The sequence below is a fragment of the Nonomuraea sp. NPDC003560 genome, from assembly GCF_042878785.1.
GTDB lineage: Bacteria > Actinomycetota > Actinomycetes > Streptosporangiales > Streptosporangiaceae > Nonomuraea.
Genome location: NZ_JBIAOF010000005.1, coordinates 100,001 through 121,542, shown reverse-complemented (window position 1 = coordinate 121,542; position 21,542 = coordinate 100,001). Strand labels below are relative to the sequence as shown.

General features: G+C 72.9%; 23 protein-coding genes. 12 read left to right on the top strand and 11 right to left on the bottom strand.

Going from position 1 to position 21,542, the window contains the following annotated elements; genetic code table 11:
- Positions 1 to 52 precede the first annotated feature (52 nt).
- Positions 53 to 244, top strand: a complete 192-nt coding sequence (locus ACFYUV_RS21145) for a YegP family protein (protein WP_387670679.1) — start codon at positions 53 to 55, stop codon at positions 242 to 244.
- On the opposite strand, the gene ACFYUV_RS21140 is transcribed toward ACFYUV_RS21145, so the two are convergent.
- Positions 241 to 762: a DedA family protein gene (locus tag ACFYUV_RS21140; RefSeq protein ID WP_387670677.1), complete on the bottom strand. Its 522-nt coding sequence runs from the start codon at positions 760 to 762 to the stop codon at positions 241 to 243. The two genes, ACFYUV_RS21145 and ACFYUV_RS21140, sit on opposite strands and share 4 nt — an antisense overlap.
- Before the next feature lie 155 nt (positions 763 to 917).
- On the opposite strand from ACFYUV_RS21140, the gene ACFYUV_RS21135 reads away from it, so the two are divergent.
- The gene (locus tag ACFYUV_RS21135; protein ID WP_387670675.1) at positions 918 to 1,433 is read left to right on the top strand and encodes a hypothetical protein; all 516 of its coding nucleotides are present in this window, start codon (positions 918 to 920) and stop codon (positions 1,431 to 1,433) included.
- Here the strand turns inward: ACFYUV_RS21135 and ACFYUV_RS21130 are convergent.
- From ACFYUV_RS21130 to ACFYUV_RS21120, 3 genes are read right to left on the bottom strand one after another with little or no spacing between them, the layout of a single operon-like run.
- Positions 1,402 to 4,818, bottom strand: a complete 3,417-nt coding sequence (locus ACFYUV_RS21130) for a BTAD domain-containing putative transcriptional regulator (RefSeq protein WP_387670673.1) — start codon at positions 4,816 to 4,818, stop codon at positions 1,402 to 1,404. The genes ACFYUV_RS21135 and ACFYUV_RS21130 overlap by 32 nt on opposite strands.
- 51 nt (positions 4,819 to 4,869) lie before the next feature.
- Positions 4,870 to 5,928, bottom strand: coding sequence for a lysylphosphatidylglycerol synthase transmembrane domain-containing protein (locus ACFYUV_RS21125; RefSeq protein ID WP_358287965.1), 1,059 nt, complete (start codon positions 5,926 to 5,928; stop codon positions 4,870 to 4,872).
- 49 nt (positions 5,929 to 5,977) lie between these two features.
- A complete protein-coding gene (locus ACFYUV_RS21120) occupies positions 5,978 to 6,796 on the bottom strand; it encodes a PIG-L family deacetylase (protein ID WP_357998908.1) in 819 nt (272 codons plus the stop codon).
- A 38-nt stretch (positions 6,797 to 6,834) separates the two neighbouring features.
- Here ACFYUV_RS21120 and ACFYUV_RS21115 point away from each other — a divergent pair, with 38 nt between their 5' ends.
- The gene (locus ACFYUV_RS21115; RefSeq protein WP_387670670.1) at positions 6,835 to 7,917 is read left to right on the top strand and encodes a glycosyltransferase; all 1,083 of its coding nucleotides are present in this window, start codon (positions 6,835 to 6,837) and stop codon (positions 7,915 to 7,917) included.
- Here the strand turns inward: ACFYUV_RS21115 and ACFYUV_RS21110 are convergent.
- From ACFYUV_RS21110 to ACFYUV_RS21095, 4 genes are all read right to left on the bottom strand, one after another.
- Complete coding sequence (locus tag ACFYUV_RS21110; RefSeq protein WP_387670668.1) at positions 7,914 to 8,705, bottom strand: NAD-dependent epimerase/dehydratase family protein; 792 nt, start codon at positions 8,703 to 8,705, stop codon at positions 7,914 to 7,916. The genes ACFYUV_RS21115 and ACFYUV_RS21110 overlap by 4 nt on opposite strands.
- A 31-nt stretch (positions 8,706 to 8,736) precedes the next feature.
- Positions 8,737 to 10,200, bottom strand: coding sequence for a DUF2079 domain-containing protein (locus ACFYUV_RS21105; protein WP_387670666.1), 1,464 nt, complete (start codon positions 10,198 to 10,200; stop codon positions 8,737 to 8,739).
- A 115-nt stretch (positions 10,201 to 10,315) separates the two neighbouring features.
- A complete protein-coding gene (locus ACFYUV_RS21100; RefSeq protein WP_352351928.1) occupies positions 10,316 to 10,684 on the bottom strand; it encodes a hypothetical protein in 369 nt (122 codons plus the stop codon).
- Between the two features lie 89 nt (positions 10,685 to 10,773).
- A complete protein-coding gene (locus tag ACFYUV_RS21095; protein ID WP_387670664.1) occupies positions 10,774 to 11,142 on the bottom strand; it encodes a TetR-like C-terminal domain-containing protein in 369 nt (122 codons plus the stop codon).
- A gap of 48 nt (positions 11,143 to 11,190) precedes the next feature.
- Here ACFYUV_RS21095 and ACFYUV_RS21090 point away from each other — a divergent pair, with 48 nt between their 5' ends.
- Positions 11,191 to 11,319 carry a hypothetical protein gene (locus ACFYUV_RS21090; protein WP_387670662.1) on the top strand — a complete coding sequence of 43 codons (129 nt, stop codon included), beginning with the start codon at positions 11,191 to 11,193 and terminating at the stop codon, positions 11,317 to 11,319.
- A 63-nt stretch (positions 11,320 to 11,382) separates the two neighbouring features.
- Complete coding sequence (locus tag ACFYUV_RS21085; protein WP_387670660.1) at positions 11,383 to 12,495, top strand: SRPBCC family protein; 1,113 nt, start codon at positions 11,383 to 11,385, stop codon at positions 12,493 to 12,495.
- Here the strand turns inward: ACFYUV_RS21085 and ACFYUV_RS21080 are convergent.
- Positions 12,465 to 13,019 (bottom strand): DUF1707 domain-containing protein, encoded by a 555-nt coding sequence (locus ACFYUV_RS21080; protein WP_387670658.1) that lies wholly within the window; start codon positions 13,017 to 13,019, stop codon positions 12,465 to 12,467. The two genes, ACFYUV_RS21085 and ACFYUV_RS21080, sit on opposite strands and share 31 nt — an antisense overlap.
- Before the next feature lie 179 nt (positions 13,020 to 13,198).
- Here ACFYUV_RS21080 and ACFYUV_RS21075 point away from each other — a divergent pair, with 179 nt between their 5' ends.
- Positions 13,199 to 14,131, top strand: a complete 933-nt coding sequence (locus ACFYUV_RS21075; protein WP_387670656.1) for an anti-sigma factor RsbA family regulatory protein — start codon at positions 13,199 to 13,201, stop codon at positions 14,129 to 14,131.
- 10 nt (positions 14,132 to 14,141) lie between these two features.
- Positions 14,142 to 15,281 (top strand): low temperature requirement protein A, encoded by a 1,140-nt coding sequence (locus ACFYUV_RS21070; RefSeq protein ID WP_387670654.1) that lies wholly within the window; start codon positions 14,142 to 14,144, stop codon positions 15,279 to 15,281.
- On the opposite strand, the gene ACFYUV_RS21065 is transcribed toward ACFYUV_RS21070, so the two are convergent.
- Positions 15,278 to 16,252: an aldo/keto reductase gene (locus tag ACFYUV_RS21065; protein ID WP_387670652.1), complete on the bottom strand. Its 975-nt coding sequence runs from the start codon at positions 16,250 to 16,252 to the stop codon at positions 15,278 to 15,280. The two genes, ACFYUV_RS21070 and ACFYUV_RS21065, sit on opposite strands and share 4 nt — an antisense overlap.
- The gene (locus tag ACFYUV_RS21060; RefSeq protein WP_364329775.1) at positions 16,249 to 16,599 is read right to left on the bottom strand and encodes a MerR family transcriptional regulator; all 351 of its coding nucleotides are present in this window, start codon (positions 16,597 to 16,599) and stop codon (positions 16,249 to 16,251) included. The genes ACFYUV_RS21065 and ACFYUV_RS21060 overlap by 4 nt, the downstream gene beginning before the upstream one ends.
- 216 nt (positions 16,600 to 16,815) lie before the next feature.
- On the opposite strand from ACFYUV_RS21060, the gene ACFYUV_RS21055 reads away from it, so the two are divergent.
- The 5 genes from ACFYUV_RS21055 to ACFYUV_RS21035 all read left to right on the top strand — a co-directional run bounded on the left by ACFYUV_RS21055 (position 16,816) and on the right by ACFYUV_RS21035 (position 21,475).
- Positions 16,816 to 17,433: a DUF998 domain-containing protein gene (locus ACFYUV_RS21055; RefSeq protein ID WP_352327172.1), complete on the top strand. Its 618-nt coding sequence runs from the start codon at positions 16,816 to 16,818 to the stop codon at positions 17,431 to 17,433.
- Positions 17,434 to 17,543: 110 nt separating this feature from the next.
- The gene (locus tag ACFYUV_RS21050) at positions 17,544 to 18,002 is read left to right on the top strand and encodes a universal stress protein (RefSeq protein ID WP_387670649.1); all 459 of its coding nucleotides are present in this window, start codon (positions 17,544 to 17,546) and stop codon (positions 18,000 to 18,002) included.
- Between the two features lie 96 nt (positions 18,003 to 18,098).
- The gene (locus ACFYUV_RS21045; RefSeq protein ID WP_387670647.1) at positions 18,099 to 19,346 is read left to right on the top strand and encodes an APC family permease; all 1,248 of its coding nucleotides are present in this window, start codon (positions 18,099 to 18,101) and stop codon (positions 19,344 to 19,346) included.
- Positions 19,347 to 19,438: 92 nt separating this feature from the next.
- On the top strand, positions 19,439 to 19,942 hold the full coding sequence (locus tag ACFYUV_RS21040; protein WP_357998948.1) for a TrmH family RNA methyltransferase: 504 nt from the start codon (positions 19,439 to 19,441) through the stop codon (positions 19,940 to 19,942).
- Between the two features lie 135 nt (positions 19,943 to 20,077).
- Positions 20,078 to 21,475: a methionine--tRNA ligase gene (locus tag ACFYUV_RS21035; protein WP_387670645.1), complete on the top strand. Its 1,398-nt coding sequence runs from the start codon at positions 20,078 to 20,080 to the stop codon at positions 21,473 to 21,475.
- Positions 21,476 to 21,542 lie beyond the last annotated feature (67 nt).

Here is a 21,542-nt window from a genome sequence, read left to right as displayed (position 1 = left end):
TCAGTTGGGGGTAAATGCTTGATAGATCCGACATCTGCGGGGAGACGAGGCCGTGGCAGGCAGGTTCATCATCAGTCAGGACGAGCGGGGCACGTTCCGTTTCGCGCTCGTCGCGAACAACGGGCAGACGCTGGCCGTGGGCGAGGGCTATCCGAGCAAGGCCGCCTGCGTCAACGGCATCGAGACCGTGCGCAGGAACGCTCCCGAGGCCGCCATCGACGACCAGACTCCGCCCACGATCTAGGACGAGGCCAGGGCCTTGCGCCGGCGGCGGACGAAGAACCAGGCCACGCCGGCCGCGACCGCGAGCAGCAGGACCAGCGCGCTGACGGGCGAGCGGGCGGCCAGTTGCAGCCAGCCCCACACCAGTGCCGTGAGCCCGAACCACCAGATGGGCGCCCAGGTCAGGCAGCCGAGCGCGCTCGCCACCACGTACCAGGGATAGGACACCCGCAGCGCGCCCGCCACCCACGGCAGCGTGTGCCGCAGCATGGGCACCCAGAAGCAGCCGTAGACGGCCAGCGCGCCCCACTTCTCGACGACGCCCTCGATCCGTGCGATGCGCTCGCGGCCGAGCCGCACGCCGACCTTGGACTCGTAGAGCTTCTCGCCGAGCTTGCGGCCGACCCAGTAGTAGACCTGGAACGCGCCGAACAGCGCGAGGATGAGAGCGGCCCCCACCAGCCAGTACGGCAGCCCGAACCAGAACGGCCGGGCGGGATCGGGGAGGGCGGCAGCCGCATGCCACATGAGCCCGCTCACCCCCACTCCAACGCCTTAGGTCAGCCTTACCTTAGTCAAGGAAAAGGCGTTCCGCCACATCAGCTTGCAAGGCCGGGTCACTGGCTGCAAGTAGCCGACAACCACCCCTCAACCATCCCGCCCTATACCTGAACTGAGCAAAAGGGGTGTTGATCATGTCGTCGAGAAGTGCGGTGGTCCTGGCCGGCGGTACCGCCAACGCGGTCAAGCTCTTCGTGGCCGCGCTCGCCTTCACCAGCGCCTACGTCGGCTTCTCCGCCTACAGCAGCGCCGGATCGGCCGCCGAGCCGGTGCGGACCGTCACCCTCTCGGCCCGCGAGCTGCCCATCACCGCCCCGGCCCGGCAGAGCGCCCCCACCCGCGCGGGCGAGATCGCCCTCAGCGCCCTGACCGACGGCGCCCCCGGCTGCGGCAAGTCGTTCCTGGCCCGCGGCCTGCTGGTCAACCCGCGGCCCGGCACGACGGTCCTGTACCGCTGGCGGTTGTCGCGCTGGAGCCCGGCGACCGGGACGTGGCGCACCTACCTGGCGGACCACTCCGGGTTCGCCGGCGGCAGCCGGAGCGTGGAGTGGCAGCCGCAGATCTCCGGCAACGCCGGGTGGTACCGGGTCGAGCTGATCGCCCGGCCCGGCGGGACCGTCACGAGCGAGCGTTTCCAGGTGAGCTGCTGACCGAGCGGCGCGCCGCCTCCACCCAACGCGGCACGCCCACCCGCTGGGCCACCTCAAGAGCCTTCTCGTAGTGCTCGCGCGCCGCGTCGGGCTGGCCCAGCCGGATGGCCAGGTCGCCCAGGGTCAGCGCCACCGGCCACAACGCCACGACGCCCGTGCCCGCGCCGGCCACCCGGTCGGCGAACGGCTTGAGCTTGTCGTAGCAGTCGACCATGCGCTCGCGGTCGTCGAGCAGCATGCCCGCCAGGGCCCGCCAGGTCATCACCAGCTCGTAGAGGAAGTCGGGCCGGACGGGCGGGCGGGTGGCGGCCACGGCCCTGGCGTCGTTGAGGTGCCCGGCCGAGGCCAGGGCGAGGGCGTAGGCGTCGAGCGTCCACTTGGCGCCGCGCTGGTGGGCCGCCGCCAGCAGATCGACGGTCTCGGCCGCCCGGCCGTCGACCAGGTGCAGGCAGAACGCGGTGATCAGCGGGAGGTCCTGGCGGCCTTCGAGCATGCCGGCCCGCGCGGTCATCCTGGCGGCCTCGCGGTAGGCGCGTTCGGCGCCCGCGTAGTCGCCGGCGATCATCAGGCGCTGACCGGCGTACCAGACGACGACGGCCGCGGGGGCCGACAGGTCGTACTGCTTGGCCAGACGGTCGGCGGCGGCCGCGTGCTCGTCGGCGACGGCGAACTCGCCCCTGGCCGCCGCGCACTCCAGCAGCACCAGGTGGGCCAGGGCCTGCGTGGCCATCTGGCCCGAGCGCTGGGCGACCTCCAGCAGCTCCCTGCCGATGCCCTCGCGGGTGTCGACCGCCGGGATGTCGTAGGACTGGCGCAGCCGGCCGCTCAGCGCCGCCGCGATCAGCGTCGGGTCGCCGCTCTGCCGGGCCAGCTCCAGCGCCTCCAGCGACGCCTGCCGCCCGCGCTCGGGCGCGGAGGAGCCCTCCAGCTCCAGCGCCAGCGTGGTGAGCAGGCTCGCCCGCAGGCGCTGCTCGCCCGCGGGCAGCTCCATGAGCGCCTTCTCGGTGACGTCGACGATCTCCCACGCGGTACGGGTGAAGTCGCGCGCCATGCCCTTGTGCGGCACCGCCAGCGACGCGGCCACCTTCGCGGTGATCTCCAGGTCGCCGAGCGGCAGCGCGGCGTCCATGGCCTGGCGGCGCAGCAGCCTGGCCGCCGTCATGTCGCCGCACAACGCCAGCGCCTTGATCTGCCGGAGCATCAGCCGCAGCCGCTCCTTGGCACGCTGCGGCTCGGACTCGCGGCCCTTGTCGTCCTTGCGCGGGCCGCCGCGGTCGAAGGCCGCGATGGCCTGCTCCCACAGGGTGGCCGCCTCGCGGTGGGCGAAGCGCCGCTCGGCCTGCTCGGCCGCCAGGCCCGCGTAGTGGACGGCCTTCTCGGCCGCGTCGGCCAGGAAGTAGTGGTGGGCCAGCGCCGCCACGTCGGAGGACGTGCGCTGCTCGATCACCGCGGCGACCGCGGCGTGGAGGCGGGTGCGGCGCAGGCGGGAGGCGTCGGAGTAGATCGTGTCGCGCACCAGGTCGTGGTCGAAGCGCAGCAGCCCGGGACCCGGCTCGGTGACCAGCCCGGCCAGCAGCGCGGCCTCGACCGCCTCGATCACCGCCTCTTCGTCGCCGGCGACCGTGACCAGCACGTCGAGGTCGACGTCGCGGCCGATCACCGCGGCCTGGAGCAGGATCTGCTGGGCGCCGGCGGGCAGCCGCGAGATGCGCCGCCGCAGCACGTCGCGCACGCCCGAGGGCACGCGTGAGAGCACCTGCGTGGCGCTGGCCCGGTCGGCCGCGCCCTCGGCGTCGAGCAGCCGGACGGTCTCGCGCACGAAGAACGGGTTGCCGCCGGTGCGCTCGACGATGGACTCGACCGCGTCCTCGTCGATCTCGCGGACGCAGGTGGCCTTGACCAGCTCGGCCACGGCCTTCGGGTCGAGGCCGGACAGGCCCACGCGCAGCGGCTCAAGGCGGGCCAGGGCGGCCAGCACGTCGGACTGGCGGTCGTCGAGCTCGCTCTCCCGGCACGTCACGACCAGCAGCACGCGGCTGGTGGCCAGCAGGCTCGGCAGCGCGCGCAGCAGGGCCAGCGTCTGGTCGTCGGCCCAGTGGAGGTCCTCCAGCGTGAGCAGCACCGGCGCCCGGCGGGCCACGCCGGCGAGGTAGCCGCCGACCGCGCGGTGCAGGCGGAAGCCGCCCGAGACCTCGTCCTCGTCGGGGTCGGGGGCGGTGTCGTCGAGCAGGGGGGCCAGGAGCTGGGCGTACTCGCCGGCGCCGGTCGTGCCGATCAGCGAGCGCAGGATCTCGACCCAGGCCCAGCCCGGCGGGGTGGCGCTGGAGTCGGGGCAGGCGCCGGAGGCGGTGATCCAGCCGTCGGCGCCGAGCCTGCCGTCGAGCTGGCGCAGCAGCGTGGTCTTGCCCGCGCCCGCGACGCCGGTCACGATCGCGACCTGGAAGCGGCCGGTGCGCGAGGCGGCCGTGGTCAGCCTGGCCAGCTCGGCGTCGCGGCCGACGAACGGCTCGGGCTCCAGCGGCGGCGGCTCGACGTGCGCGGCGGCCGGCCGGGGCGGCCAGGTGTCGGTGACCGGGGCGGGCCGGGCGGGACGCGGCGGCGCGGCCAGCTCCAGCTCGGGGGCCTGGGCCAGGATGTCGGACTCCAGCTTGCGCAGCGCGGGCCCGGGGTCGATGCCCAGCTCGTCGGCCAGCATGTTCCTGGCCCTGCGCAGCGCGGCCAGCGCGTCGCCCTGCCTGCCGCAGCGGTAGAGGCCCAGCGCCAGCAGCCGCCAGCCCTCCTCGCGCAGCGGGTGCTCGGTGGTCAGCGCCTCCAGGTCGGGGACGGTCTCGGCGTGCAGGGCCAGCCGCAGGCCGGTGTCGGCGTGCCGCTCGCGGGCCACCAGACGCAGCTCGGCCAGCCGGTTGACCTCGGCCTCGGCCCAGGGCTGGTCGGCGAAGTCGGAGTAGGGGGTGCCGCGCCACAGCCCGAGCGCCTTCTCCAGGCGGCCGCGGGCGGACTGCGGGTCGCCCTCTTCGAGGTGCTCGCCCGCCGCCCTGACCAGCTGCTCGAAGCGCAGCGCGTCGACCTGCTCGGCGGCCACGCGCAGCGCGTAGCCGGAGGCGACGGTCACCAGCAGGCGGTTGGGGCCGCCGCGCGGCCGGCCCGGTTCGAGCACCCTGCGCAGGCGGGAGATGTAGACCTGCAGGCCCGACTGGGCGCCCTTGGCGGCGTCGTCGTCCCACAGGTCGTAAAGAAGCGTGTCAACCGGCACGACCTGACCTCTGGCCACGAGAAGTCGGGCGAGGACGGCCCGCTGCCGCAACCCGCCGAGGTCGAGTTCGTCGTCGTGTTCGTACGCCTCGACTGGCCCCAGAACCCGGAACGCCACCATGTCAGCCGCCACGCTATGCGTGCTTCCGAAGGGCGCACAAGGTCTTTGATGGCTTTGGGATTGTCACTGCGGGGCCTTCGAGATCGCGGACGGGGGTTCCGCGGCGGCGTTCCGGCCGTTGCGCCTGCGCAGGAGCGCCCACGCGCCGAGCGCGAGACCGCCGAACGGGATCTCGATAGTGTAAGTCCAGAAGCCGAAAAGTAGTGCTGTCGCGACGGCCGGAGTGCCCGGCACGCCGAACGTGATCAGCATCGCGGCGACCCCGCTCTCCATGATCCCGGCCCCGCTGGGCGTGATCACGGCGCTGGTGAGCACCCGGGACAGCGCGAAGACCGCGATCGACTGGGCCAGGCCCGGCCAGGCGCCGGTGGCCGTCATGCAGGCCGCCATGATCGCCCACTGGAAGCCCAGGAAGAACACCATCCCGAGCGACAGGCCGAGCGCGCGCGTGCGGACGACCTCCGTGGTGTCGGCGCGCAGCCGGTGGAAGGCCTCGGAGGCGTGCACCTTCAGGCGCAGCAGCCGGGTGAGCCCGTCGAGCGCCCGGCCGAGCACGACGGCGGCGCGGTCCCAGTAGAGGGCGACGGCCACGACCAGGCAGAGCACCAGGATGGAGATCGCGCCCGTCCAGCCCGCCCTGACGAACGCCGGGTCGAGCACCTCGCCCGCCATGAGCAGCGCGATGATGCCCACGGCCGGCAGGATGAACCTGAACAACGTGTTCCAGATGCCGCTGACCAGCGTCATCACCACGATGGGCCGGTTGGCGAAGCCCCAGCCCCTGGTCATGGCGAACGACAGCGCCACCCCGACCGCGCCGCCGAACGGCAGCAGGTTGCTGACCGCGCTGCCCGCCGCGTTGAGCGCCAGGCCCTGGAGGTTGTTCAGCCCCGGCAGCGAGTTGGTCAGCACGAACGTGTACGCCAGCAGGCTCAGCAGCCACAGGGCCGTCATCAGCGCGATCTGGCCGAAGCTGAGCGCCCCGAAGACCGCCCCGATCTCGCGCCAGGAGACCGGCTTGCCGGTGAGCGCGTGCACGATCTGCGGCAGGTAGACCACGAGCAGCACGGCCAGCCCGAGCGACAGGACGGACAGGGCGATCTGGAGCGGCTTGTTCTTCATCGCCCACCAGTCTGACGGGTCGCCGGAGCCGGCACGTCACCCTCAGGTGCTACTTCGGCCATGGGTCGAAAGGGTGAGTGAGACGAGTGCCGGGCGGCAGGTCGCGGCGTACGAACCACTCGGTGCCGAAGACCAGGCGGTAGAGCGGGCCGGGGACCTTCAGCATGACGGCGAGGGTGCGGTCGCTGTCGCCGCCGCTGGCCTGGGACGCGTGCGCGGCCATCGAGGCGCGCTTCTGCCGGGCGTAGCGGCGGACGTTGACCCGGTGGGTGATCGTGTCGCTCGCCGAGTACGCGCTCTCGAACGTGCGCACGTCGAACTCCGGCGGGAACTTGTACACCCGGCCCGCCATGCGCAGCAGCCGCACCAGCGGGTCGCGGTTGACCGTCGCCTCCAGGACGATCTCCGTGCCCGCGATCTGCGCCGCCCGCTTGCCCACCCGGTGGACCTGCACGTGGTCGGGGTGCCCGTAGCCGCCGGCCGGGTCGTAGATCGACAGCAGGTCGGCCTTCTCCTCCTCCAGGATCGCCGCGAGGGCCCTGGCCGCCGCCTCGGTGTCGGCGTCGATGAAGGCGTTGTCGGGCCGCTCCTCGGCGACGCCGCCCTTGGGGCTGAGCCCGGAGTCGCCGTAGCCCAGGCACTCGACGCGGGCGCAGCCGAGCAGCGCGGCCGACTCGTAGAGCTCCTTGAGCCTGGTCTCGCGCAGCTCCTCGCCGGGGCCGATCTCGGCCAGGCCGCGCTCGCCGGCGGTCGCGACCACGAGCACCACGCGGTGGCCCTCGGCCGCGAGCATCGCCATGGTGCCCGCCGTGAGCAGGGCCTCGTCGTCGGGATGGGCGTGGAAGAAGACCGCGGTACGTGGAGGCACACGCCCAGATTAGTCTGGGAGGGGTGCGGATCTTTCACGTGAGTGACTGTTACCTGCCGCGACTCGGGGGGATCGAGGTCCAGGTGGCCGACCTGGTGCGGGCGCAGCGCGAGGCCGGGCACGACGTGGTCGTGGCCACGGCGACCAGGGGCGAGGCGCTGCCGGGCGTGCGCAGGGTCGTCGCCAGGATGCCGTTCGACCTGCCGGTGCATCCGTTCGGAGTGGGGCATCTCACTCGGGGCATCTCCGTCGTCCGGCCCGACGTGGTGCACGTGCACACCGGCGCGGTCTCGCCGTTCGCCTGGATGGGGGTGCGGGCGGCGCGGCGGGCGGGGGTGCCGTGCGTGGTCACCGTGCACAGCATGTGGGACCCGGTCACGCGGGGGCTCTACCGGCTGCTGCGGCTGGCGTTCGGCTGGCAGCGCTGGGGGCTGGTGGCCACCACGGTGAGCACCGCGGCGGCGGTGCCCATCAGGGCGGTGGCCGGGCCCGGCGTGCCGGTGCGGGTGGTCTCCAACGGCCTCGACCTGTCGGGCTGGGCGCCCGCCCCCGGCGTGCCGGCCGGGCGGGCGGAGGTGCACGTGGTGGCCGTCGGCCGGCTGGCGCCGCGCAAGCAGCCCGTACGGCTGCTCAGGCTGCTGCGGGCCGCGCGGGCGCGGGTGCCCGCCGCGATCCCGATGCGCGCCACGATCGTCGGCGACGGCCCCGCGCGCGCCCGCATGGAACGTTTCCTGGCCGAGCACGGCATGACCGGCTGGGTGTCGCTGCCGGGCCGCTATTCGCGCGAGCAGATCGCCAAGCTGCTGGAGTCGGCCGACGTCTTCGTGGCCCCGGCGCCCCGGGAGTCGTTCGGCATCGCGGCGCTGGAGGCGCGGGCGGCCGGCGTGCCGGTGGTGGCCAGGGCCCAGAGCGGCGTCGCCGACTTCGTCAAGGACGGCGTCGAGGGGCTGCTCGGCCGCACCCTGGACGACCTGACCGGGGCGGTGGCGCGGCTGTGCTCCGACGCCGGGCTGCGCCGGGAGATCGCCGCCCACAACCGCTCGACGCCGCCCGTCGCGGGCTCGTGGGCCGGGGTGCTGGAGGGGTTCGACCGGGCCTACGAGCAGGCGATCGCGCGTTAGGCCAGGCCGCCCCTGCGCAGCGTGTACTCCGGCGCGGCGAAGTCGCCGCCCTGCGGGGTGTCGTCGGTGAAGAAGGCGGCCGGCGTGCCGGTGACGCGGGCGGCGTACGACTCGGCGTCGTCCTCGGGCTCGTAGCCGAGCTCGGGGGAGAGCAGCCAGAAGCGGCGGGTGTTGGCCGAGACGGCGTAGGCGGCCAGGAAGCGCAGGCCGGGCGTGGTGACGGCGGCGTGCACGAACCCGGCGCAGTCGCGCGGGCTCAGCCAGGTCGCCAGGTGGCGGACGTCCTCGGGCTCGGGCTCCAGGCTGCCGATGCGCAGGCAGACCACTTCGAGGCCGAACTTGTCGGCGTACAGGCGGCCGAGGGCCTCGACGGCGGCCTTGCTGACGCCGTACAGGCCGTCGGGGCGCGGCGGCAGGTCGGGGGAGATCGTGGCGGTGGCCGGGTACATGCCGGTCAGCCGGTTGCTGCCGGCCAGCACCACGCGCGGCACGCCGGCCAGCCGGGCCGCCTCCAGCACGCGGTGGGTGGTCAGCACGTTGCCGTCGAGCAGGTCCGGCAGGGGCGCCTCGTCCGGCACCCCGGCCAGGTGCACGATCGCGTCGGCGCCCTTGACCAGCGCCACGGTCTCGGCCAGGTCCGACAGGTCGGTGCGGACGGCCTCCTCGCCCGGCCCGGCCTCCATGGGCGCCCGGTCGGCCAGGACGAGCCTGGTGGCGGACCGGCGGAGCCGCTCGCGTACGGCACCGCCCACCATGCCGGCTGCGCCGGTGAGCACGATCATCTTCATGCCGACATTGTGCGGCATCGGGCCGATGCGGTCAGTCGCGCCGGAGAACGACGTACCCGTCGCGTTCGAACACCTTCGTGTACCCCTCGGTCTGGAGCTGCTCGACCCGGTTGCGCTGGTCGTCGGCAGAGCCGAAGGGGAACTCCCAGCGGGCGGTGTCGGCCACGATCCACGGCGCGCCGCGCGGGGCCGCGCTCCACAGCAGGACGGTGGTGCGCGAGGACAGCGCCGGGCCCACGGAGTTGACCGCCTCGACCGTCACCCCCGAGGGCACCCTGCTCACCGCCTCGGCCGCGGCGGCGGCCTTGTCCTCCTTGTAGAAGGCGGGATGGTAGAGCTGGTCGAGCGCGAACCTGGGCACCAGGGTGAGGGCGACGGCGCAGGCCGCGGCGGCCCAGGCCAGCTTGAGCCCCTGCCGGTCGGCGCGGCCGGTCCAGCGCAGCAGCCTGGCCAGGCCGTCCACGCCGGCGCAGAACAGGATCATCACGGTGAACGCGCTGTACTGGAAGTCGGCCTGCCACCACTGGGGACGGTCGGACAGCAGGCGTTCGAGCACGTGCGGCAGCGCCGCCAGCGACAGCGGCGACAGCAGGCACAGCAGCAACGTGGGCCAGGCCAGCAGGAACAGGGTGTCGACCTTGGCCTCGTCGCTGAAGGGCAGCAGCAGGGCGGCGAGCGGGTCGCGCAGCATCGCCAGCAGCGCGGCGGGCGCGTCGGGGCCGAGGTGGCCGTAGGCCCAGAAGTCCTTGCTGTCGCCGCCGAAGGAGGTGATCAGCAGGCCCCGGACGAGCACGACGGCCCCCGCGCCGACCAGCGCGCACACGAGGCCGCGCAGGCGGTCGCCGACGACGAACAGGTACAGCCCCGCCCCGATCACCAGGAGCCCCATGTCCTCCTTGACGAGCAGGAGCCCGAGCATCGCCAGGAACGCCGGCAGCACGCGTCCGGCGTGGTAGCGCTCGATCATGATCGCGGTGAGCAGCGGGACGAACATCACCTCGTGCGCGTCGAAGGCGACGGCCTGGGCGATCGGCCACGACAGCGCGTAGGCCACGGCGACCAGGTAGGCGGGCCCGGCGCCCAGCACGCGGCGGGTGAACAGCCACAGGAACGGGATCGCCCCCGCGAACAGCAGCGCCTGGGCCACGATGAGCGTCTCGGGCCCGTCGTGCACCCAGTAGAAGGGCGCGAGCAGCGCGTAGATCGGGGAGAAGTGGTCGGCGAGCTGGAGGTAGTCCGTGCCGCGCTCGTGGAAGACGCCCAGCACCGGCACGTACGGCGGCCGGAAGCGGGCGTAGTTGCGCACCGCCTGGTCCACGATCACCAGGTCGAACGTGGTCGCCCGGAAGGTGGCCAGCTTGACCAGCCCCAGAACGGCGTACGCCACCGCGGCGAGCAGCGCGATCGCGCCGACCCGCACGCGGTGGCGGAAGAGCACTCTGGCGGGGAGTGCGGCGCCTGCCGGAGGCCGTGCGATCACCGTTTCGTCGGTCACGGCAGCAAGCGTAAGGGGATCATCCGGTCCTGTCCGTACCCCGTACCGGCGGACCGGATGAGGCGGTCACCGCGCCGGCCTGCCCCCCGCAGGCGGTGCGGCGACCGCGGACCGGTCAGGAGCAGGCGGCGGTGATCTTCGAGGTGAAGCCGCTCATCTTGCCGCTGAACTCGGTCGTCTTGCTGATGTCGCCGCTCTGCAGGCTCTCGAAACCGGCGGCGAAGTCGTTCAGGGCGGCCGCGACGTCGCCGTCGTACTTGCCGGCGAGCTCCTTGGTCTTGGCGGCGGCGGCCTTGGAGGCGTCCCCGACCGCGGCGGCGTCCGTGGCGTTCTTCGTGATGGCGCCGCTCCACTCGGTGGTGATCTTCGAGAGCTCGTTGACGGCGGTGTTGCAGTCAACGGCCTGGCCGACACCGCAGGCGGTGGACAGAGCGGCAAGGGAGATCGTCGCGACTGCGAGGGCGAGTCGGCGAGGGGGAGTCATTTTTGGTGCCCTTCGTTGGTTTTCCGTACGAGGAGGACATTAGCGATCTCTGGTTGATCCCCGCTTGCACGCCACTAACATTCCGGCCGTCAGGCGGGTGTAAAACCGCGCAGCAGCACGTGGACGACCTCCTCGGCGTCAGGCATGGGCAGGTCGAGCAGCCCGCGGTAGGTCACCAGGCCGGCGAACAGGTCCGTGAGGAGGTCCAGGTCGGCGTCCGGGGACAGCTCGCCGCGGCCGATCGCGCGCTCGTAGACGACCCGCGAGCGCCGCATCCGGGTGCGCATGCCGGTGCGGACGATCTCGGCCACGGCGGGGTCGCGGCCGGCCTCGCCGTACATCTGCCTGGTCAGGCGGGCGACGCCCGGGTGGCCCCACAGGGCGAGGGTGTCGGAGACCACCACGCGCAGGTCGCCTTCAAGCGAGCCGGTGTCGGGGACGGCGACGTGCGTGTCCATGAGCCCGCCGATTGATTCGCCAGGGCGCGGATCGCGCGGCGTCCCGCCTTGATCGCCGGCACGGAGGTGACCAACCGGCAGCGCTCGTTCGCGGGCCTGGTCCCCGACTGGATGGCGACCAGGATGCACACGGCGTCGCTGCGCAGGTTCAGCACCTACCTCTTGACAGCCTCGTGAAGGCCGCCGGACGATGTCGCATATAGAGCAACTCGGTGCGTAATACGCAACAAGGGGTGTCGGTTGACCACCACGTCGAGCTTGATCTCCACGCTTCCCGGCCGCTCCTACACCGACCCCGACCTGTTCGCCGAGGAACAGGCCAAGATCTTCGAGAGCATGTGGTTCTGCGCCGTGCGCGCCGGCGACCTGCCGAAACCGGGCGCGTTCCGGACCGTCCAGGTGGGCACGGAGAGCGTGCTCGTGGTGCGCGGGCGGGACGGGCTGCTGCGCGCCTTCCTCAACGTCTGCCGCCACCGCGGCGCGCGGCTGTGCGTGCAGGAGCGGGGCGAGGTCAGAAGGACGATCAGGTGCGCCTACCACGCCTGGTCCTACGACCTGGACGGCAGGCTGGCCGCCGCCCCCAACCTGGCGAAGATGCCCGACATCGACCGCGTCGAGTACGGCCTGGTCCCGGTGAGCCTGCGCGAATGGCTGGGGTACGCCTGGGTGTGCCTGGCCGACGAGCCGCCGTCCTTCGAGGACACCGTCACCGCCGCGGCCACCGAACGCCTGGGCGACCCGGCCGCCATCGAGAACTACCACGTCGACCGGCTGGCCCTGGGCCGCCGCGTGGTCTACGACGTCAGGGCCAACTGGAAGCTGGTCGTCGAGAACTTCATGGAGTGCTACCACTGCGCCACGATCCACCCCGAGCTGGTGGCCGTGCTGCCCGAGTTCGCCGGCGGGTACGCCGCCCAGTACTACGTGGGCCACGGCGCGGAGTTCGCCGAGCGCGTCGAGGGCTTCACCGTGGACGGCGGCGCGGGCTTCGGCCGGCTCCCCGACGTGGCCCCGGAGCAGGACCGCCGCTACTACGCGATCACCGTCAAGCCGCAGGTGTTCGTCAACCTGGTGCCCGACCACGTGATCCTGCACCGGATGTTCCCCATGGCCGCCGACCGCACGGTCGTCGAGTGCGACTGGCTCTACCACCCCGACGTGGTGGCCTCGGGGGCCGACCTGACGCCGTCGGTCGAGCTGTTCCACCGGGTCAACGAGCAGGACTTCGACGCCTGCGAGCGGACCCAGCTCGGCATGGGGTCACGCGCCTACCGGGCGGGCGGCGTGCTGGTGCCGAGCGAGCACCACATCTCGGCCTTCCATCAGTGGGTGAACCAGCGCCTGCGCGGATAGCGCACCCGCAGGCCGCCGTACTTGGCCCGGCCGCCGACCACCAGGTAGAGGACGCCGGGCCGCCGCCTGCCCGGCACGTCGCCGACGACGGTCTGGCCCCAGTCGGTGCGGAAGGCGTCCACGTTCACCACGGCGCCCTCGGGCACGGTGATCCTGGCGGAGCCGTAGTCCAGGTCGAGTTCGAGGTCGACGACCGGGTGGGGGATGACGGCCCGGGACAGGTCGAGGTCGACGCCACCGTACTTGGAGGAGATCCGCAGCCGCCGCGGGACGGCCCAGTCACCCGAACGGCGCACGTGCCCGCTCTTGGACTCCAGCTCGACCACGTCGTCGGCCGGGGCCGGCGGGGCGGGCAGATCGGTGGTCAGGCCGAGCAGGTCGCCGTAGGTCCTGGCGGTGAGCGCCAGCCCGAGCCGGTCCTCCAGCTCGGGACGCGTCAGGCGGCCCTCGGCGAAGGCGTGCTGGAGCCGCTCCGCCGCGCGCTCCCGGTCCTCGTCGGAGACCCGCATCTGCATTTCCGACATGTCCCGAGCATAGGTTCGCGGCGGTCAGAACGGGAGGCGTCGCCCTGAAGGGGTCCGCAGATCGAGGTGGGAGTACCGGCGCCCCCGTAGGGGCCTGCGCACGAGCTGAAGTCGCTTCACGCCCTGTAAATACCCATTTGATTGTCTAAGAGTCCTCATGCGGAGGTACCGTGTGCCTGATGTCGGCGGACCCTTTCGTGCATCCGGCCCTCTTCTACCGAGGTGACCCGGAATATGTGGCTGCCACCACGGCTTTCGTGCGCGAGGGGCTGGCCGCCGGGGAGCCCGTGGCGGTGGCCGTGCCCGCCGCGAACCTCGCCAAGATCGAGGCCGGGCTGGGCGCCGACGCGGCCCGGGTGACCATGCTCGACATGGGCGTGGCGGGCCGCAACCCGGGGCGGATCATCCCGGCCGTGCTGCGGGCCGTCGCCGACCGGCATCCTGACGAGCACGTACGGATCATCGGCGAGCCGATCTGGCCCGGCCGCTCGGCGACCGAATACCCGGCCTGCGCCCAGCACGAGGCGTTGATCAACCTGTCGTTCGCGGGGCGGCGCGTCACGATCCTGTGCCCGTACGACGTGGCGGGGCTGACGCCCGAGGTGCTGCGCGAGGCCGAGCGCACCCACCCGGTGCTGCGCGACGCCTCCGGCGAGCGGACCAGCCCCGGCTACGCGCCCGACGAGGTCGTCGCCCGGCACAACCGGCCGCTCCCCGAGCCGGCCGCGTGCGTCTCGCTGCGCTTCGACCACACCAACCTGGCCTCGGCCCGCATCCTGGCGGCCGGCCAGGCCGAGGCGGCGGGCTTCGGGGACGACCGGCTCGACGACATCCGGCTCGTGGTGGCCGAACTCGGCGCCAACAGCCTCGACTACGGCGGCGGCGCCGGCCTGATCAGGGTCTGGATCGAGGACGCGCGGCTGGTCTGCGAGGTCGCCGACGGCGGTCACATCACCGATCCGCTGGCCGGGCGCCTGCCCGTCGAGGCACGCCGCTCCGGCTCGCGCGGCCTGCTCATCGTCAACCTGCTCGCCGACCTCGTACGCGTCCACAGCCGCCCCGGCGCCACCGCGGTCCGGGCCTACTTCGACCTGCCGGCCTCCCTGGTGTAGACATCGGAGGATGATCCGGCTACGGCCCATGCGGGCGCGCGACGCGGGCGAGTCCCACCGCGTCGCCACCAACCTGGAACTCTTCTTCGACCTGTGCTTCGTCGTCGCGGTCTCGTTCGCCGGCTCACAGCTCCACCACGCGCTCAGCGAAGGCCACCTGGCCGAGGGCGTCCTCGGCTACCTGACGACGTTCTTCGCCATCTGGTGGGCGTGGATGAACTACACCTGGTTCGCCTCCGCCTACGACAACGACGACTGGCTGTTCCGGCTGACCACGCTGGCCCAGATGGCGGGCGTGCTGGTGCTCGCGGCCGGGGTGCCCAGGGCGTTCCAGGAGCACGACTTCCGCGTGGTCTACGCCGGATACGTCATCATGCGCCTGGCCATGGCCGCCCACTGGCTGCGGGCGGCCTGCGGCGACCGTCCGGGCCGGCGGACGGCCGTGCGGTACGCCGCCGGCATCTGCGTCGCGCAGGTCGGCTGGATCCCGCTGCTGGTCGTGCCGGGGGAGTGGTACCTGGCGGCGTTCGCGCTCGGCGTGCTGCTGGAGCTCGCGGTGCCCGTGTGGGCCGAGCGGGGCAGCCCGACCGCCTGGCACCCGCACCACATCGCCGAGCGGTACGGCCTGTTCACGATCATCATGATGGGCGAGAACGTGCTGGCCGCCACGGTCGCCTTCCAGGCCGAGGCGCGCACCGCCGGCCTGCGGCCCGAGCTGATCGTGCTGGCCCTGGGCGCGCTGGTGATCGCCTTCGCCATGTGGTGGCTCTACTTCGACCCGCCGACCGCCGAGATCCTCGACTCCACCAGGCGCGCCCTCCTCTGGGGGTACGGCCACTACGCGATCTTCGCGGCGGTCGGGGCGTTCAGCGCCGGGGTGGAGGTGAGCATCGACCACGCGTCGGGCGCGTCCCATCTGTCCGCCACGGGCGCGGCGCTGGCCGTGTCGGTGCCCGTCGCGGTGTTCCTGTCGATGCTCTGGCTGCTGCACGTGCGGCCCCACCGCTACGGGGCCGCCGACAGCGCGGCCTTCCTGGGCGCGGCCGTGCTCGTGCTGCTGTCGGCGCTGACGCCGGCGCCGATCCCGCTGACGGCGCTCGTCCTGGTCGCGCTGGTGGTCGTGACCGGCGCGACCAGGCGCGCGGCCTAGCGCTCGACCTCCGACATGTTCGGGTAGCGGGCGCCCCGGACGGCGTCCGCGGGCACCGCCCTGGCCAGGGCGTCGAGCTGCTCGGCGGTCAGCGTGACGTCGGCCGCGGCGGCGTTCTCCTCCAGGTACGCCAGGCGTTTCGTGCCGGGGATCGGCACCACGTCGTCGCCCTGGGCCAGCAGCCAGGCCAGCGCGAGCTGGGCGGGGGTGATCCCGGCCGCCTCCGCGATCTCGCGCACCCGCTCGACCAGGCGGGCGTTGTGCTCGGCGTGCTCGCCGGACATGCGGGGCAGGTGCTTGCGGAAGTCGTCGTCGGGGAGCTGGTCGGCGCTCGGCAGCGCGCCGCCGAGCAGACCGCGGCTGATCGGCGAGTACGCCACCAGCGCGGTGCCCAGTTCCCTGGCCGCGGGCCGGATCTCGGCCTCCAGGCCCCGGGTGAACAGCGAGTACTCGCTCTGGAGCGCGGCGATCGGGTGCACGGCGGCGGCCCTGCGCAGCGTGTCCGCGCTCACCTCCGACAGCCCGAGATGGCCCACCTTGCCCTGCTGGACGAGCTCGGCCATGGCGCCGACCGACTCCTCGATCGGCACGTCGGGGTTGCGGCGGTGCATGTAGTAGACGTCGATGTGGTCGACGCCGAGCCGCCGGAGCGAGGCGTCGCAGGCCGCCCTGATGTACTCGGGGCTGTTCTCGACCGTGCGGGTGCCGTCGTGGCGGTTGATGCCGAACTTGGTCGCCAGGACGACCTCGTCGCGGCGGCCCTTGACGGCCCGGCCGACCAGCTCCTCGTTGTGGCCGCGTCCGTACATGTCGGCTGTGTCCAGAAAATTCATGCCAAGGTCGAGGGCGCGGTGGATGACGGCCATCGACTCCTTCTCGTCGCCTTGGCCGTAGAACTCCGACATGCCCATGCAACCCAGGCCGAGGGCCGACACCCGCGGGCCGCCGGTCCCCAGAACGCGCGTCTTCACATCCGCTCCCGATAGTTGTCGATCTTGTGGTCGAGGACGTCCATGTCCGCGCTCAGCTCGGCGATCCTGGCCCGGACGCGCTCCCGGTGCAGCTCCAGCATGGCCAGCCGCTCGGCGGAGGTGTGCTCGCCCATCCGGCGCAGCTCCGCGTAGCGGCACATGTCGGCGATGGGCATGCCGGTGGTCCGCAGCTTGGTGAGGAAGTCCAGCCAGCGGAGATCCGCCTCCGCGTAGTCGCGATGCCCGCTGACGTTGCGACCGACCGAGTGGATGAGCCCGATGCGCTCGTAGTAGCGCAAGGTGTGGGCGCTGAGACCCGAACGCTGGGCGGCCTCTTGGATCGTCATGCATCCAGAGTCACCCTTCGAGTGCACTCCAAGTCAAATCGGGGGTGCCGCCGACTGCACCCACCCTGAGGAGGCAGACCCTACCCAGGGTCGTCTTTCCGCAGGTCACGGGACCGTCCCCGGACTCTGCCGACCAAGGTATTAGGGGACGGATCAGGGCCCGCTGGGGGCTCATCTCCGATGCCGGTCAAGGCCGCCTTACGCGAGCTTTAAGGCATGAGGGGATTGCTTGTCAGCGGATTCACGGCCATCGGCACCGGAGCCGGCGCGATGCTCACCTTGCACGCCGAGGCGGGCCTCGACCCGTTGCACAGCGTGATCAGCGAGTACGCCTTCCAGGCGTCCGGATGGCTGCTGCCGGCCTCGCTGACGCTGTTCGCCGTGGGGTCCGGGCTGATCGCCGAGGCGCTGCGCCGCTCGGGCGCCAACCGCTGGGTCGTCGCGCTGCTGGTGGCGTGGGGGGCGAGCATGTTCCTGATCGGGGCCTTCCCGACCGACCGTCCCGGGGTGCCGCTCTCGTTGTCCGGAGGCATCCACCGCTACGCCGCCTTCGCCGCCTTCCTGGTGATGCCCGCCGCGGGGTTCCTGCTGGCCAAGGCCAGGATCCGGTACGCCAGAGCGATGCGCGTGCTGAGCGGCGTGGCCCTCGGGGCGCTGTTGCTGGTCGTGGTCCCGTACGTGGTGCGCATGTTCGGCATCCCGCTGAGCAACGACGACATCCCGGCGGGCCTGACCCAGCGCGTGGTGGTCGTGACCGAGATCGGCGTGCTGGCGCTGGCGGGCCTGTCGATGCTCAGGCCGGCGGCGCGGCGGGTGTCGGCCGTGCTGGCGTGACGCCTGGCCGGTTCGCGAGGGGCGGGATGATCTCCCCGCCCCTTCTCGCGTGAGAACGGTCCGCTCCTGGAAAGAAGAAGGGCTCTGACCTCGCCCAAGGAGCTGTGAAGATGACCATTTTGATCGCCTACGACGGTTCGGACGACTCCAAGGCCGCCATCGAGTTCGCCGGACGGGCCGTGCAGGACAGGTCCGCCGTCGTGCTGACCGTCTGGGAGCGGCTGGCGATGACCTCCGCCCGCGCCTCCGCCGGGCTCATGATGACCCTCGACAACACCGCGGCCGAGGACGAGGCGATCGGCCAGGCGATGACCGAGCTGGCCGGGCACGGCGCCGAACTGGCCCGCGAGGCCGGCCTCGACGCGACGCCGCGGTGCGACCTGGACTCGGTGGCGGTGTGGTCGACCATCGTGGACGTCGCCGACGAGATCGACGCCACCCTCATCGTCACCGGGACGCGGGGACTGGGCGGCGTGCGATCGCTGCTGCTCGGCAGCACCTCGGACCGCGTCCTGCACCACGCCCGGCGTCCCGTGCTGGTGGTCCCGGGCCCCGAGGCGGCCTCCTGACGGACCCGGCGGCGAGGATGCCAATGGCGTGCGGCAGAGTGGGGCCCTCGGGATCTCCTGACCGGTGACCCGATCGAGGGCGGTGGAGGGGGCGGCATGGCCGAGGGCCTGGCGCGGCGGCTGGGCACCGGCGACGCGGTCGTCGTCGGGCTGAGCGCGATGATCGGCGCGGGCGTGTTCGCCGCCTTCGCCCCGGCCGCCGCCGCGGCGGGCGGCTCACTGCTCGCCGCCCTCGCGCTCGCCGCCGTCGTGGCGTACTGCAACGCGACCTCCTCGGCCCGCCTGGCCGCCCTCCATCCCGAGTCCGGCGGCACCTACGTCTACGGCCGGCGGCGGCTCGGCCCGCTGTGGGGCTACCTGGCGGGCTGGGGCTTCACCGTCGGCAAGACGGCCTCGTGCGCCGCGATGGCCCTCACCTTCGGCTCGTACGTCGCCCCCGGCGCGGCCCGGCCGCTGGCCGTCGCGGCGGTCGTCGCGCTCACGCTGCTCAACCTGTTCGGCGTCCAGCGTTCGGCCGCGGTCGCCCGGGTGATCGTCGTGCTCGTGCTCGCCGTGCTGGCCGCGGTGATCGTCGCCGGGCTGGCGGGGGACCGGCCGTCCGGAATGCCGGGCGCGGGGCTGCCCGGCGCGGGCCCGTGGGGCGTGCTCCAGGGAGCCGGGCTGCTGTTCTTCGCGTTCGCCGGATACGCCAGGATCGCCACGCTGGGGGAGGAGGTGCGCGATCCGGCCCGTGCCATCCCGCGGGCGATCGGCATCGCCCTCGGCGTCACGCTCGTCGTCTACACGCTGGTGGCGGTGGCCGCCCTGCGCACGCTCGGGGCGTCCGGGCTGGCCGGGTCCCCGGCGCCGCTGGCCGACGTCGTGCGCCGGGCGGGGGCGGAGTGGCTGGTGCCGGTCGTGGGGGCGGGGGCGGCGGTGGCCTCGCTCGGGGCGCTGCTCGCGCTGCTGCTCGGCGTCTCCCGCACCGTGCTCGCCATGGCCAGGGAGCGTGACCTGCCGGGCGTGCTGGCCGCGGTCGACCCAGAGCGCCGGGTCCCGCGCCGGGCCGAGGCGGCGGTCGGGGCCGCGGTGGTCGTGCTGCTGCTGGTGGCCGACCTGCGCGGCGCGATCGGGTTCTCCTCGTTCGGGGTGCTGGTCTACTACGCGATCGCCAACGCCTGCGCGCTGACCCTCTCGCGGGCCGAGGGCGCGCCGGTCAAGGCCGTGCCGGTGCTCGGGCTGGTGTTGTGCCTGGTGCTGGCGTTCACGCTGCCGGTCGCCTCCGTGCTCGCGGGGGTGGCCGTCTTCGCCGTGGGGCTGGCCGTCTGGGCCGTACGCCACCGCGCGAGCGGCTCACGGGCGTAGACTGGGCGTGATTCCTCTCGACGATGGCCCGGGCGTGCCGACGAAAGCGCCCTTCCCGTGAACGTTCGCGTAAGGAACCTCCGCCCGGCCGCATGAGCGGCATCCGGGTGCGCACCCCCAGAGAGCTCCGGGCCCAGCGGCGGCGCAGGCGGCCCCGATGCCTCGGCCATCTCACCGTCGCCCCTCTGTGGCCCATGCACGGCGTCAACCTCGGCACCCTGCTGCGCACCTGCGACGCGGCCGGCGCGTGCCTGGCCGTGCCCCGCCTGCCCTGGGTGCCCGAGGCGCTGGCCAGGGGGAACACCCTGCGGGCCGGAGCATGCGTCCACTGGGTCGATCCGCTGCCCTGGCTGGCCTCCCGGCGCGACCGCGTGCTGGGCGTCGAGCTGGCCGAGAACGCCATCAGGCTGGCCGACCTGCCCATGGCCCGCGAGCCGACCGTCGTCGTGCTCGGCCACGAGGCCACCGGCATCCCCGGAGAGGCGCTCGACCTGCTCGACGCCGTGGTCGAGATCCCGATGATCGGCACCGGGGCCAGCCTCAACGTGGCGGTGGCCGGGTCGCTGGTGCTTTACAAGCTGGCCGGGCTGGCCTGACGCCGGATACGATGGCGGACATGACGATCAGCGCGGTGATGATGACCCCGTAGGGGGTTTCACCGACGACGTCCTGTTGAGGCCCTGCGACCCGGGGCCTCTCGTCGTGTCGGGGCCCCTTTCGGGAGGCGACCGATGTACGTCACGACGACCATCCCCTACGTCAACGCCCGCCCGCACCTCGGGCACGCGCTGGAGCTCGTCCAGGCGGACGTGCTGGCCAGGCACCACCGGCGGCGGGGCGAACCCGTGCGGTTCCAGACCGGGACCGACGACAACTCGCTGAAGAACGTGCTGGCCGCCGAGGCCGAAGGGCTGCCGGTACGGGAGTTCGTGGACCGCAACGCGGCCGCGTTCGAAGGGCTGCGCGAACCGCTCGACCTGTCCTTCGACGCGTTCGTCAGGACGAGCAGCCACCCCGCCCACCGCGCCGGGGTCGAACGCATCTGGAAGGCCGTCGAAGGCGACCTCTACCAGCGGCACTACGAAGGGCTCTACTGCGTCGGCTGCGAGCAGTTCTACCCCGAGGGGCCCTGCGCGGAAGGTCACGAGGCGCCCCTGCAGGCGGTCTCGGAGCGGAACTGGTTCTTCCGGCTCTCCCGCTACCAGGACGCCCTGCTCGACCTCATCCGCGGCGGCGGCCTGCGCATCGAGCCGGCCGCCCGGCGCAACGAGGTGCTGGCGTTCGTCGAGGCGGGGCTGGCCGACATCAGCGTCTCGCGGTCGGCGGCGCGCGCCCGCGGCTGGGGCATCCCCGTGCCGGGGGATCCCACCCAGGTCGTGTACGTGTGGTGGGACGCCCTCGCCAACTACGTCACCGCCCTGGAGGGGGCGGACCACGACCGCTGGTGGGTGCGCGAGCCGGACAAGGTGCACCTGGTCGGGAAGGGGGTGATCCGCTTCCACGCCGTCTACTGGCCGGCGATGCTGCTGGCCGCCGGCGAGCCGCTGCCGTCGCAGATCTTCGTGCACGACTACCTCACGGTGAACGGCCGCAAGATCAGCAAGTCGTCCGGGACGGCCGTCGACCCGGTGGCCCTGGTGGACGCGTACGGCGTGGACGCCGTGCGGTGGTGGCTGCTGCGCGAGGTGCCGCGCGTGGGCGACGCCGACTTCACCGAGGGACGCCTGATCGCCAGGGCCGACGAGGACCTGGCCAACGGCGTGGGCAACCTGGTCAACCGGGTGGCCACGATGGTCCACCGGTTCCTGGACGGAAACGTGCCGGAGGTGCGCGAGGAGTTCGGGCCGGGCGACGTGCACGGCGCGCTGCGGGACTTCGACTTCCGCCGGGCCGCCGGAGCGGTGTGGCGGCTGGTGGAGGAGGCGAACAGGTACGTCGAACGCGTCCGTCCGTGGCAGCAGGCCGCCGGCGAGCGGGAGGCGTCGCTGGGCGTCCTGGTGGGGGCGTGCCGGACGCTGGCCGTCCAGCTGGAGCCGTTCCTGCCTACGGCGGCGGCGCGGGTGGCGGCGGCGGTGTCGGGGGAACGGCTGCCGCGGCCGGAGCCCCTGTTCCCGCGCCTGACCCGGTGAATCCCGACATGTGCCGACGCGCCGATCGGGGCTTCGCCGTGGACGGTTGACGGTGCGGCAGGGGCGG

Bases quoted from the DNA above. Each gene is read 5' to 3' on its own strand.
- ACFYUV_RS21045 (WP_387670647.1), top strand. From the start codon at position 18,099: ATGGCCGAGGGCCTGGCGCGGCGGCTGGGCACCGGCGACGCGGTCGTC.
- ACFYUV_RS21075 (WP_387670656.1), top strand. From the start codon at position 13,199: ATGTCGGCGGACCCTTTCGTGCATCCGGCCCTCTTCTACCGAGGTGAC.
- ACFYUV_RS21080 (WP_387670658.1), bottom strand. From the start codon at position 13,019: ATGTCGGAAATGCAGATGCGGGTCTCCGACGAGGACCGGGAGCGCGCG.
- ACFYUV_RS21100 (WP_352351928.1), bottom strand. From the start codon at position 10,684: ATGACTCCCCCTCGCCGACTCGCCCTCGCAGTCGCGACGATCTCCCTT.
- ACFYUV_RS21055 (WP_352327172.1), top strand. From the start codon at position 16,816: ATGAGGGGATTGCTTGTCAGCGGATTCACGGCCATCGGCACCGGAGCC.
- ACFYUV_RS21095 (WP_387670664.1), bottom strand. From the start codon at position 11,142: ATGGACACGCACGTCGCCGTCCCCGACACCGGCTCGCTTGAAGGCGAC.
- ACFYUV_RS21040 (WP_357998948.1), top strand. From the start codon at position 19,439: ATGAGCGGCATCCGGGTGCGCACCCCCAGAGAGCTCCGGGCCCAGCGG.
- ACFYUV_RS21125 (WP_358287965.1), bottom strand. From the start codon at position 5,928: ATGAAGAACAAGCCGCTCCAGATCGCCCTGTCCGTCCTGTCGCTCGGG.
- ACFYUV_RS21035 (WP_387670645.1), top strand. From the start codon at position 20,078: ATGTACGTCACGACGACCATCCCCTACGTCAACGCCCGCCCGCACCTC.
- ACFYUV_RS21050 (WP_387670649.1), top strand. From the start codon at position 17,544: ATGACCATTTTGATCGCCTACGACGGTTCGGACGACTCCAAGGCCGCC.
- ACFYUV_RS21070 (WP_387670654.1), top strand. From the start codon at position 14,142: ATGATCCGGCTACGGCCCATGCGGGCGCGCGACGCGGGCGAGTCCCAC.
- ACFYUV_RS21060 (WP_364329775.1), bottom strand. From the start codon at position 16,599: ATGACGATCCAAGAGGCCGCCCAGCGTTCGGGTCTCAGCGCCCACACC.
- ACFYUV_RS21110 (WP_387670668.1), bottom strand. From the start codon at position 8,705: ATGAAGATGATCGTGCTCACCGGCGCAGCCGGCATGGTGGGCGGTGCC.
- ACFYUV_RS21135 (WP_387670675.1), top strand. From the start codon at position 918: ATGTCGTCGAGAAGTGCGGTGGTCCTGGCCGGCGGTACCGCCAACGCG.